Annotated in this window: 10 protein-coding genes; 3 read left to right on the forward strand and 7 right to left on the reverse strand. The window is 56.6% G+C overall.

Features of this window, described 5'->3' with window-relative positions; translation table 11 throughout:
- Positions 1-136 precede the first annotated feature (136 nt).
- From cydX to cydD, 5 genes are all read right to left on the reverse strand, one after another.
- Positions 137-256, reverse strand: a complete 120-nt coding sequence (gene cydX / locus R6X40_RS25795) for a cytochrome bd-I oxidase subunit CydX (RefSeq protein WP_318417369.1) — start codon at positions 254-256, stop codon at positions 137-139.
- Between the two features lie 68 nt (positions 257-324).
- A complete protein-coding gene (gene cydB, locus R6X40_RS25800) occupies positions 325-1,482 on the reverse strand; it encodes a cytochrome d ubiquinol oxidase subunit II (RefSeq protein WP_318417371.1) in 1,158 nt (385 codons plus the stop codon).
- Between the two features lie 6 nt (positions 1,483-1,488).
- Positions 1,489-3,063, reverse strand: coding sequence for a cytochrome ubiquinol oxidase subunit I (locus tag R6X40_RS25805; RefSeq protein WP_318417372.1), 1,575 nt, complete (start codon positions 3,061-3,063; stop codon positions 1,489-1,491).
- Between the two features lie 72 nt (positions 3,064-3,135).
- On the reverse strand, positions 3,136-4,827 hold the full coding sequence (locus R6X40_RS25810) for an amino acid ABC transporter ATP-binding/permease protein (protein ID WP_318417374.1): 1,692 nt from the start codon (positions 4,825-4,827) through the stop codon (positions 3,136-3,138).
- The gene (gene cydD, locus R6X40_RS25815; protein WP_412178467.1) at positions 4,824-6,605 is read right to left on the reverse strand and encodes a thiol reductant ABC exporter subunit CydD; all 1,782 of its coding nucleotides are present in this window, start codon (positions 6,603-6,605) and stop codon (positions 4,824-4,826) included. Before cydD ends, R6X40_RS25810 begins: the two co-directional genes overlap by 4 nt.
- Before the next feature lie 895 nt (positions 6,606-7,500).
- On the opposite strand from cydD, the gene R6X40_RS25820 reads away from it, so the two are divergent.
- A complete protein-coding gene (locus R6X40_RS25820; RefSeq protein ID WP_318417378.1) occupies positions 7,501-7,905 on the forward strand; it encodes an OsmC family protein in 405 nt (134 codons plus the stop codon).
- Positions 7,906-8,299: 394 nt separating this feature from the next.
- Positions 8,300-8,857 carry a GNAT family N-acetyltransferase gene (locus R6X40_RS25825; RefSeq protein ID WP_318417379.1) on the forward strand — a complete coding sequence of 186 codons (558 nt, stop codon included), beginning with the start codon at positions 8,300-8,302 and terminating at the stop codon, positions 8,855-8,857.
- Positions 8,858-8,957: 100 nt separating this feature from the next.
- Here the strand turns inward: R6X40_RS25825 and R6X40_RS25830 are convergent, their stop codons facing one another.
- Both R6X40_RS25830 and R6X40_RS25835 read right to left on the reverse strand, forming a co-directional pair.
- Positions 8,958-9,293, reverse strand: a complete 336-nt coding sequence (locus R6X40_RS25830) for a cytochrome c (protein ID WP_318417381.1) — start codon at positions 9,291-9,293, stop codon at positions 8,958-8,960.
- Positions 9,294-9,442: 149 nt separating this feature from the next.
- The gene (locus tag R6X40_RS25835; RefSeq protein ID WP_318417383.1) at positions 9,443-10,753 is read right to left on the reverse strand and encodes a diguanylate cyclase; all 1,311 of its coding nucleotides are present in this window, start codon (positions 10,751-10,753) and stop codon (positions 9,443-9,445) included.
- A gap of 668 nt (positions 10,754-11,421) precedes the next feature.
- Between R6X40_RS25835 and R6X40_RS25840 the strand changes: the two genes are divergently transcribed.
- Positions 11,422-12,243: a universal stress protein gene (locus tag R6X40_RS25840; protein WP_318417385.1), complete on the forward strand. Its 822-nt coding sequence runs from the start codon at positions 11,422-11,424 to the stop codon at positions 12,241-12,243.
- Positions 12,244-12,347: the final 104 nt, after the last annotated feature.

Below are 12,347 nucleotides of genomic sequence, written 5' to 3' on the forward strand. Positions count from 1 at the left end.
GACCTGCCTGCTATAGCGGTTGGTGCTTTTTCGCGGCTCTTATCTTAAACCCGAATTTATCTTCCGGTCGATGCCTCACACTGGCACTGAGCCTGTAGGCAAAAGCTACGTTGACAGGAGAGTGCCGCTTTCGTTTTCAGATCGTCTCTGGCGCAGCCCGAGTAGTGTCGTCTTCCACCAACTCGTACCACATGGCGTTGAGAACGGCGAAAGCGGCTGCAAGCGGTAGGCCCAAGAGCCAAGCGAAGTACCACATTTGTTTATCCTTCCGATTTGCGTGAAGCATCAGCGAGTTTAGGTGCGGGCTCCGACAGATATCGATCCTCAATAAGAATGTCCGGTCTCGTCACGGATTGCCACGGCGTCCACCTTGCCCCACAGGATATGGTAGACCCAGGTAGTATAAGCGAGGATGATCGGGATGAAGATCACTGTAACCACCAGCATGATGAATAAAGTCAGATGACTCGAGGAGGAATCCCAGACCGTTAGGCTCGAGTTGGGGTGGACCGAAGACGGCAGAATGAAGGGGAACATCGACAGGCCGACTGAAGAAATGATGCCGGTAATCGACAGCGCGCTCCACAGCATCGTCGTTCTTTCCCATTTCGCCCGAAGGCCGACAAAAGCACCGATCGCTCCGACGAAACCGAACGCGGGTGCGATCATCATCCAGGGATAAAGACCGTAGTTATTGAACCAGATTCCGGGTCCGCGTTCTACCGTCTTGGCCAGCGGATTAGATGGGCCGTCTGTGACGATCGCGCTGGTGAAACCGTAACCGTCGATAAACAGCCATAGTGAAATGCCGCCCGTAGCAAACAGTACGATGGTCAAAAGTGCGGCAATAGCGCCGAACCAGCGGGCCCGGGCGGCGATTTCGCCGTCGGTCTTCAACTGCAGCCATCCGGCGCCGTGCATCACCAGCATGGAGACGGAGAGCACGCCGCAGAGCAGGGCATATGGGTTCAACAGTTCGAACAGTGTCGTGCCGTCGTAAAAGATGCGCAGGTCGTTATCGAAATGAAAGGAGACACCCTGAAGCACATTGCCGACGGCGACGCCGAAAATCAACGCCGGCACGAAGCCACCGACGAAAAGTGCCCAGTCCCAGCCTCTTCTCCAACCGGCACCGTCTCGCTTGGAGCGGTATTTGAACCCGACAGGTCTCAGAATGAGCGCAAACAGGATCGCGAACATCGCCAGATAGAAGCCCGAGAACGAGACCGCATAAAGAGGTGGCCACGCCGCAAAAATCGCGCCGCCGGCCAGCACAAGCCAGACCTGGTTTCCTTCCCAGACCGGACCGCTGGTGTTGATGACCACACGGCGTTCGAGATCAGTTTTGGCCACGAAGGGCAATAGGGCGCCAGTGCCCAGGTCGAAACCTCCAGTGATGGCAAAACCGACCAGCAGCACGCCGAGGAGGCCCCACCAGATCATGCGGAGGGTTTCGTAATCGATCAATTGAGAAAGTATCATAGCGACTTACTCCGCAGGAACGACGTCTGTTGAAATGAGCATGGCTTCTGGTTCGTGATCCGGCTGGGGACCTTTTTGGACCCCGCGGATCATCAGTCCCATCTCAATGACGATCAGGACCGTGTAGAGCGCGACGAAGCCGATGATGGTTAGAAGTACGGTGGCAGCGCCAAGATCGGATACCGCCGCTGCCGTCGGCAAAACGCCTTCGATGATCCACGGCTGGCGGCCGAATTCGGCCACCACCCATCCGAGTTCGCCAGCGATCCACGGCAAAGGAATGGCGAACACTGCGATCCTCAGCAAAAGCGGATAGTGGTCGAGCGTCCGCCGGGCCGAAAGAACTACGAACGTCGCCATCAGCAGGATGAAGAACATTCCGAGAGCGACCATGATCCGGAACGACCAGAACAATGTCGGCACGTGGGGCACCGTATCTTCTGCGGCAAGCGCAATCTGCGCGTCAGTAGCCTGGCGCGGATCATCGACATAGCGCTTCAATAACAGGGCGTAACCGAGATCCGCCCCATTGTCCTCGAAGGCGGTTTTGACCGCCGGAGCGACGTCGGTGGTGCCGGCAGCGCGGATCTGCTGGAGTGCGTCATAGGCGACGATGCCGGACTTGATGCGGGTCTTGGCGTGCTCGACCAGCTCGTTGATACCGGGAATTTCAGTATCGAGAGACCGGGTGCCGATCAGGCCCATGATCCAGGGTATATGCACAGCATAATGGGTTTCGCGCGAAGCCTGATCCGGGAATCCGAATACGGTGAAAGCGGCGGGCGCCGGTTCGGTTTCCCACATCGCCTCGATGGCGGCGAGCTTCATCTTTTGGTGTTCGGTTGAAAGATAGCCGCTTTCATCGCCGAGCACGACAACCGACAGAGCTGACGCTAGGCCAAACGATGCCGCAACTGTCATCGAGCGCTTAGCAAGCGCGACGTGCCGGCCCTTCAGCAAGTACCAGGCGGAAACGCCGAGAACGAATACGGAAGCCGTCACATAACCTGCGGAAACAGTATGCACAAACTTGGCCTGGGCAACGGGATTGAAGATGACCTCTGCAAAGTTGGTGACTTCCATACGCATGGTCTGAGGGTTGAAGGCGGATCCGACGGGATTTTGCATCCAACCATTGGCGACCAGGATCCAGAGCGCCGACAGATTGGAGCCCAGCGCCACGCACCAGGTGGCAACCAGATGGCCGACCTTGGACAGCTTGTCCCAGCCAAAAAAGAACAAGCCCACGAAGGTCGCTTCGAGAAAGAATGCCATCATCGCTTCAATCGCCAACGGCGCGCCGAATATGTCGCCGACGTAATGGCTGTAATAGCTCCAGTTCATGCCGAACTGGAATTCCATGACAATGCCGGTGGCAACCCCGATCGCGAAGTTAATGCCAAAAAGCCCGCCCCAGAATTTCGTCATCTGGCGCCAGATGACCCGGCCAGTCATGACATAAACGGTCTCCATAATCGCCAGCAGGATTGCGAGACCCAGCGTCAGCGGAATGAAGAGAAAATGATAAAGCGCGGTGATTGCAAATTGTAGCCGCGAGAGCGCGACAATATCGAGTTCCATGATGTTTCCCTCGGACTTGCGTCGGTTGGCACTGCCCGGTGGCAGGGCCGATGATGGTCAGCGAAGACTGTTTCAGTCAGGCCGAAGCCGCAACAAAGCTGTCTCGAAACCAATCTCTCCCCGTTTCAGGTCGGCGCTGATCACGCCTCCCTTCAGGACAATAAGGCGATCGGCAAGCATCGCCTCTCGCCGGATATGTGTGGCGATGATGATCGTGCGCTTGCCGGCGCGTGCTACGATCCGGCAGAGAACGTCGCGGGCGGTATCTCCGTCCAAGCCTTCGGTTGGCTCGTCGAGCAGCCATAGAGATTGATCGCGGAGCAGAAAGCGCGCCAGCGTCAGCCGGCGTGACTGGCCTCCAGAGAGCCCGGAACCGCCTTCGCCGAGCCTTGTGTCAAGACGCTGCGGCAAAGAGGCGGTATGGTCGGTAAGACCGGCCGCAGCCAGCGCCGCCATCAGCCGTATGTCGTTAGCCTGGGGATCGGCCAGCCGAAGGTTGTCACGTAGACTATCCTGGAACAGTTCCGTTCGCTGTGTCAAAAGGCTCGTTTCAAGGTTCTCTATGCTGCCTAACACCGGCTCCATTTCCCCTGAGATCAGATTGAGCAGTGTCGATTTCCCAGCTCCGCTTGGCCCAATTAATGCAACCCGTTCTCCACGCGCGACCGTAATTGAAACATCGGTGATGGCGCTGACCGGCGAGCCTTGATGATAGATGCTCACGTGATCGATCCTTAAAGCCAAGCCTGACTGCGGTGCGCCCCGCTTAACAATAACGTTCCCGGCCGACAGTAGCGGGGCAATTCGCCGTGCGGCGAGCGACATGCGGCCGAGTTCCATGGCACCACGCCGCAAAGCTGCAAAGGGCTCCATTGCAGCAAACGCGATCAGTAAGCCGAGTGCCGCCACCGGCGCGCTGATGATGTCGCGTTCGGCCAGCAACGTGACGGAAAGCAAGACCGCTGCCAACAGCACCGCTGTTGCGGTTCCAAACGCAACGGATACACCTGTCTCTACACGATTAAGGGCATCATCCGCCTCGGCCATTCGTGAGTCGGCGTCTACGACGGCGTTTACCTGTGCTATTAAGCGTCCGGCCATCAGTAGCTCGGTTTGGCCGGCGACCAGATCAACACTGCGGGCGCGCATCGCTTCCAGCGCGTGAGCGCGACGTCTGCCAGGCGCTTGTGCAGCCATCGCAGCGAGCGTTGGAATACCCAAGCCGCCGACGACGAGGAACAGAAAGACGGAAAACCCGAGCAGCGGCTGTATCACACCGAGCGCGATACCGGCACAAAGCGCGGCCAGAATGGCGACGCCGCCGGGAACCAGAACTCGCAAGTATAGCGAATCCAGCGCATCAATATCGGACGTCAGCCGGAACAGCAGTTTTGCTGGGTGGCGCAGCAGCGCCTGCGCCGCCCCCGGCTCTGCCCAGCCACGAAACAGCTTCTCTCGCAGCGCCGAGAGCACTGCGAAAGTGGCGTCGTGTGTCGTCAGCCTCTCGCCATAACGGGCACCGGTGCGGGCCATTGCCAGAAAGCGAATGGCGGCGGACGGTGCGAAAACGTCGAACATAAGGGCAGCTCCCGGAACAAGCCCGGCCATCGCGGTGGCGGTGATGAACCAACCGGACAGCCCAAGCAAGCCAACGCCGGACAGTACCGTCACGCCAGCGAACAGTGTGCCGACCAGCAGCATCCGTTGCTTTTCCGCCAGAAAAAGCGAGATCACCGGGCACAGCGGAGAGAGACGCAGGGTCATGATTGCTCCTCCGCGTCCAGTCGAATAATCCGGTCCATCCGGGTCGCCAGCACCGGATCATGAGTGGCGATGATCAGGGTTTTGCCCGCAGCCAGCGCTAGTAAGCTTTCGGTGACTTCAGCGGCGGTACCGTGATCGAGATGGGCTGTCGGCTCGTCGGCAAGAATGAGACCGGCCTGTGTGTTGACCGCCGCGCGGGCCACCGCCAGACGTAGCGCTTCGCCACCGGAGATGCCGCTACCGCCATCGCCGATAGGACGATGTCCTTGTGCTGTCGCCACGCCGCTCAGGCTGGCAATATTGAGCGCTGTGCTAATCTCATCAACGCCGACCCCGGTGCGCTTCAGCGAAACATTCGCCGACAGCGAACCTGCAAAAATATGCGGTGTCTGTCCGATCCAACCGGTGCGCGTGCGCACCGCCTCGAGACAGAGTGGTTTGCCCGCAGTATCGGCAATGCGGACGGCGCCACTGGCTGGCGCGCAAAGCCCAGCCAGTAGTGCCAGCAGAGTGGACTTGCCGGAACCGCTCGACCCTATAATCGCGACATGCTCCCCGGGCGCGATCGACAGATCAAGCGCTGTAAAGACGGGATCGCTGCTGCCGATATGGGAAAATCCGAGCTGTTCAACGTGTACAGCAAGTGGTCCTGCATTCTCAGAGCCGAGGCTGACGCTACCGGTCTGTGTTGCCAGTGGCACGCCGCTGTTAGCCAGCCGGTCGAGCGCCTCGATCGCTGCGTCCCCGGCAGCCTTGTCGTGCCAGACGGCCGAGAGTTCGCGCAAGGGATCGAAGAAGGCCGGCGCCAGCAAGAGGATAAACAGGCCCTGGCTCAACGAAAGCTTAGCCCCCCAAGCACCGAATTCGAGCGCCCCGAGCAGATGAAAGCCGATATAGACCGCGGTCATGGCCACTCCGATGGCGGCAAACAGCTCGAGCACGGCGGAGGAAAGAAAGGCGATTCTGAGAACCGCCATCGTACGCGCGCTAAGGGAGTCTGCATCTGCACGCAGCCGCTTCGCGGTCAAATCGACGGCGCCGAGTGTGCGAATGCTGCGCAGGCCACGCAGGCGGTCGAGCAAAAATCCGTTCATGCTGCCGGCTTGCGACAGCTGCGCCTCGCTCGCAGCCTTGGCACGCCATCCGATCAGCGCCATGAACACGGGGATGATTGGGCCTGCGAAAAGCAAGATGAGCGCCGCAAGCCAGGAAAGCGGCAAAATACAAGCGAGTATCGTCAAGGGCACCACGGCCGACTTCGCCCGCGTCGGTTTGTAGCGTGCGAGATAGGGAACGATTGCTTCTGCTTGCTCTCCGATCACGCAAGCCACCAATCCAGACGTCGCACGGCTGCTATCTATCGGCGAACTTGTAGCGAGTGCTGCGGTTGCCTCTCGCCGGCAGCGCGACAGGAATGTGCGCGCGGCTTTGAAGGCAATACGATGACCGCTTGCCTCGATAATGGTTCTCGCAAGACCTACTAGGAAGATCAATCCGGAGATTACGACCAGATCGCGAATTTCCGCGCCTTCGGCAATTTTTCCGACCGCATAGGCCAACAACCCGGCTTGCGGGAGCCAAAGCAAAGCTGCCAAGATCTGCAAAAAAGCTGGTAATGTTATAGCTGCCGCATGCCGCCGCTCAGATTTCATCGTTGTGTGGTATGCCGCATTGGTCTCTGAGGCTACTGGGACGACAGCCCGTAGGCTTTCGGAAGAATGCAGAGGAACGTCCGGGCCGCGCCGCTGCAAATGGAGGGGACTTGGAATAGTTGCCATCGCCAAAGCCACTGCCCGGTCGCTGGGCGGGCTGTCGCGATCCCCACCATAGGACTTTCTTTCGAAACTGGGCCGGGTCGTCATAGCGTGCGCCGAGCAGGCGGAACAAGACTGCCAAATTGTACTGTTTCCAGCCGATCCATGCCACCTAGATAATTTGTCAAACGGCTACCCCGCGCTTGCACGTGATCCAGGTTCTTTGAAGCAGTTTGGGCGGCGCAAACGCCGAACGTCGATACGGCAGGATCGATGACAATCTGGTTCACTCTTCGGTTTGTCATCTTATCTCATTCGATTGTAAGCGCTTGTGCGTAGGGCTTTTTAGCAGCCCGAGTTGACGAACATTAGGGTCGGAAAATACTTACACCCGATGGTGGTCGCCCGATTGCCACGGCCTGCTGCTAACGTTGTAATAACGCAAGCCACGTTATGACGCCGTCGTCACGGACGTTTCTCACGCGATGCGTCTCGAAATTCTTGGTGAGAAACAAGCTCGGCATTGTCATGTCGACCTGGGTCGATGGGGCTTCGTAACGGAGGTCCCGCATCAGACATTCGGTCACGTGGAGCGCTAATGGTTGCTCAAATGTCCTCGATGGCTGAGGCCCTTTCTCCACACTTTTCAAATTTACCACAGCGAACAATAAAATCGGAGAAGACTCCGACGATTCTGACCGGAAAGGTCAGGTTGCCTGGAGTCGGCCAATACCGATGAGCCGTTGATCTGAACAGGGATAGGTATTTCCCGTCGCTGGTCCCATTTCGTTTTATCGTGCAGTGAGCGTGTGCAGGCAGGCATATGGGCGTGCTTTCGGTCCGTTGACGTAAAAGCAGAGCGATATAGGCTCTGGATACCTCCTGGCGATGTCGATTAGCAATTTTGAGGGAGAACTCTATGCTCGAATACAGGGTGGCGGCGCGCCGCATCGACAGTCACGCGGCGGAAGCCACGACAAAGGAGGCGCAGATTGTCCTCGATACCGACATGGCCGGCAGGCCCGATGCCTTCAATCCGGCCGAACTGCTTCTTGCATCGGTTGCCGCCTGCATGATTAAGGGCATTGAGCGAGTTACACCGATGCTCAATTTTCATCTGCTCGGCGTCGAGGTCACGCTTCAAGGTATTCGGCAGGACAACCCACCGAAAATGGTTTCCATCACCTACGAGTTAATCGTCGATACCACTGAGACCGACCGGCGGCTCGATTTGCTGCACAAGAATGCCCGCAAATATGGGACGATTTCCAACACCATAGCCGACGCCACACACCTTCAAGGGACTATCCGCCGAAAGACGTGAAGTCGCCTCGCGCCTCAGACCCTGGGAGCAGTCCTCCGATTGGTGTCGGTTCTCCGCCACTGGTTGATACCACCAAGATTTTTAGAATGTGAATACAACAGGCCACCGGTTCGCCTGAGGATGTGACTTCAGGCAACGTCGCACATTGTGGGCTCGTAACCGCGATAAAAAATACGCGAGATGCAGACGTCTATCAATTCGACGGGGCTCATTCGTGGACAATGCCCCTTTAGGAAGGAAATCGTTGCCGACGGGTCTTCCGTTAAGCAGTTGTTGCACTAGATCAAAGTGCAGCAAGATCGGATCGCTATAACCCTCAATGAGGGGACACAACGGTTGATCCAACCAACGCCGCTATTTGGCGAACTTTGCGCCGGCTCGAAGGAGACATGAAATGCTCGACGATACCGATGACGACCTGACCACACGCACTGGTTTTCGCTTCCATGTCCGCCACGCTGCGCCGCAAGACGAAGCGATCGTTGCCGAGTTTTTCACACACGTGACGCCTGAGGATATTCGATTTCGATTTCTGTCCGGCATGAAGACCGTATCTCACGAACGGCTCATCGCAATGACGGGCGTCGATGATCCTCGGGTGGTAAATTTCCTTGCGTTCGCACCGAATGAAACGCTGCTGGCAGTGGCCATGCTGGCGGCTGGCGAAGATACTCAGCGCGGAGAAGTCGCGCTCACGATCCGCAATGACTACAAGCATCAGGGGATAAGCTGGGAAATGCTCGCGCATATCTGCCGCTATGCAGAGCGGCACAATTTCAAGAGCATCGAATCCCTCGAAAGCCGTGAGAACCACGCGGCGATCGAGCTGGAGCGTGATATGGAGTTTAATGTCTGCGACGCCGAAGATGACCCAACTGTCGTCGTGCTACGCCGAGATATCAAACCACAGCTGACATCCGACGTCGCCCCGCTCGACGGCCGGCAAGTTTAGCACCTGTTGCGGTGATCAATCAGAGCAAACGCTTCGTTCGAAATTGAGGAATGGGATTATTCGGAGTGCTAGAATCTGGGTCGTAAATCCGGTGGTGTTGCTATTGATCAAGTGACTTAAGATAAGCAATGATTGCTCCCGCATCACCGGCGCTGAACACAAACTGGGGCATCGCCGGATGGGCCGTCATGATGCCCTCGACCAAGGCCTCGCTCAGAACCTCCACATCATAGCGAAGATGAAGATCGCGAAACCGGGGGGCAGCATTCAGAGGACTGGTCCCCGTGCTGCCGACGGCGTGACAGGATGCGCATTTTGTTGTCACGATTTTGTGGCCGACCTCAACGGCGTTCGAAGCCGCCTTTACCGCTTCTCCACTCAAAGCGACCAGGATCGTCACAGAGAACCTCACGACGTTGATTGCTTGAACTGCCATTCGCTGCTTCTCCTGAGATTTTCACAAGCACCTGAGCGACTGGTACTGGGTTGCCTGATTGTTTGCAGAAATCGTTATTGGTGACCGTGGTCCTGCCCTATAAATGGCAGAGAGCCGAGTTGTAACCATCCAATGGTCGTGAACACTCCTTACGGCACCTGGTTCTCAACTTTTAAGGAACCAGAAGGCACCAAGTCACTTTCGAATTGCACGCCGTCTTTCCCTGATGCCTTTACCCTATAGAGCAGCTGGTCAGCTTTCGAGATAAGCTCTCCGATGTCGCCCTTGACCGCCGTCCAGACGCCGCCGACACTTGCCCGCACGCCCAGAGAAAGGCCTTGGATTACAACGGGAGATCTCATTGCGGTCACCACCCTCTCAGCGATTGCCACTCCGTCAACCCTGTCTCCCGCAACGACAATGACAAACTCGTCACCACCGATCCGGCACACGAGGTCGCTGTCCCTGACGGTAGCCGGCAGCCGGCGCGCGGTTTCCACAAGCACGGCATCTCCAGTCGGATGACCATAGATGTCGTTGACCTCCTTGAAGCCGTCAAGGTCAATGGCGAGCAATGTGTATCCATCCGACGAGGACATTGACTTGAACCGTTTCGCCAGTCCGCGCCGGTTAAGCAAACCCGTGAGGGCGTCAGTGTAAGAGTGAAGCTCCAAGCTTTCGATTTGTTTATGCTCGTCGGTGAAATCAACAGCCATCCCTACGATCTTGAGAGGCCTTCCGTCGGCATCACGAAGCAGCCGCCGATCGCATCGCATCCAGCGCTCTCCGTTGACCGTGGAAAGCCTGTACTCCGAGACATTCTGGTCTGTGGCCCCGGAGATCAGCGACGTCAAGTCGGCTGCCGCACCGTCCTGTGCATTGATTTTTTCGGTGTAATGCGCGAGATCAAGCGTCGCGGCCTTTGGACCATTGATGAAACGAGCCAGACGATCGGAGGTTTCGAATTTCTTTTCGGGGAGGTCCATTTGCCAAAAACCGCCGCGCACCGTCTCTAGCGCCAGTTCGAGCTGGGCAGCCTTCTCAGCAAGGATGCGCTCGGTTTTCTTGGCAAAGGTGATGTCTTCAATCTGCGTGATAAATTTTGCGACGCGTCCACCGGTACCGCGCATCGCCCCGACGTGTATCCTGACATGGACGATGTCACCTGCCGGGCGGATATAGCGCTTCTCAATGGTATAGCTGTCCCGCTTGCCTTCGAGCGCTTCTCGAAACAACGCCAGGTCGGCTTTGATATCGTCAGGGTGAGTGAAGTTCTTAAAAGGTTTCCCTGCCACTTCGCTGATCGGCATGCCGACAAGCCGCGCGAAGGTTTCGTTGCCACGAATTATAAAGCCGTCCGTATCGACCAAAGCTATCCCAATGGGAGCATGCTGGAACGCGAAATCGAATAGAGCGAGCCGTGTCTCGGCGTTTTCGCTCGTTAGACTGTGTTTTTCCATCGTGTCCTTCACACCTTTTTCTCATGGGGAACGCTTGGATAATGGAATAGGTTCGCCCTTGGCTTGCCGATGGATGGCTTGGTTTAGGACTGTACCGCAAAGTCTTCATTCCCTACGGGCGGCTGTCGATATCACGCCGATGAGAACGGAATCGATCAAGATAATCATCGCGGTCGTCGTGTACCCGCAGCGTTGAGCGACGCCACAGCTCATGGGCTGTGCCATGAGACTACAAGCGTCCCGGAGAAGCGACGGCACCATTTATAGTCTGTCCAAAATCCGGCTTGCAGACTCGGAAAGTACTCATTGTAATTTCGCGCCAAGATAACTGAAGAACACGGCCGTCCACACCGTCATTTCGTGGTTGACGAGGTTAAGTAGTTTCCGAAGCTACCGATTGCCGCGGCACGGAATATGTTGAGGTCTCATCACGCACAAATCTGGTGCGCACCCCACCTCGGTCGGCCGCATTGGTCGCATAGATAGGCTTTAACGTGGATTATTTAATGCAGTTTCACTGCGCCTACTTGGTCGCCCAACTGCTTCATATCTTCAAATGTGTGAGACTGGCTTATGACGCCCGCTAGGAACACGCCAATGTCTGGCGCTGCGGCGGTTGGGGCATCACGGAAGTCTGTTAGTGCGAGCTGGCCACGAGGAGATACGCCTTGAAACTTCAATTCCACCTTCCATTGATGACATATCCAGATGCGACATCATTTACCCTGTTGCAAAATGCAGTTGAAGTCGCAAGTAACGAAAGCGCGCACCTCAACGTCAATGTTCATCAGGTCAAGGCGCCATACTTATCTCCACCCTTTCCAACAATGCTTGATATCGAAAAACTGAAAGAAGAAGCAGAGTGGTCTAGTCGGAATGCCGGAACCGTCCTAAAAACGACACTGCACGATTATGCAGAAGAAGCCGGTGTGGCTATCAGTATCGGCTCGTTCGAGTGCGCAGAAACTTTCGTTGGAAGCCGGATTGCGGAATTATCGCGGGTCTATGATCTGAATATCCTCGAGGCCTCCGAAATAGGAAGGCCAATTATTGAATGTGTCCTGTTTGAAAGCGGCAGACCACTGTTATTATTCCCAACCGATATGTGCCCTGATCGTTTTGCCACGATTGCGATCGCATGGGACGGGAGCCAGACGCTGGCGAGAGCCTTGACTGGAGCCAGAGCATTTCTGGGCGGGAGTTCCAAGGTTATTCTGATTTCAGTGAATAACGACAAGACGATTGATACGAATAATCGCGATCAGTATGCGACCGTACTTCGTAACTCCGGGCTCCCAGTCGACATCATCTCCGCGCAGTCCGCTGGGTTATCGCCGGCCATTACGTTACAGGCAGTGGCAAAGGAAAATGGCGCGAACCTGCTTGTGGCCGGGGGATTTGGTCAGTCCAGATTTCGGGAATTCATCTTAGGCGGTGTAACCCGATCACTGTTGGGAAACTTGGATATGCCTGTGCTTTTATCGCACTGATGGTGCAAAGGTATTGCCTGGAGTTAAGAACCTCCTCAAGGGTAGCCGAGCTTGCCGCCACGAAAAAAAGAGATCGGCAAATCGCACCGCTTCTGATGCGCCTC

Source organism: Rhizobium sp. PL01 (genome assembly GCF_033447125.1).
GTDB lineage: Bacteria > Pseudomonadota > Alphaproteobacteria > Rhizobiales > Rhizobiaceae > Pararhizobium.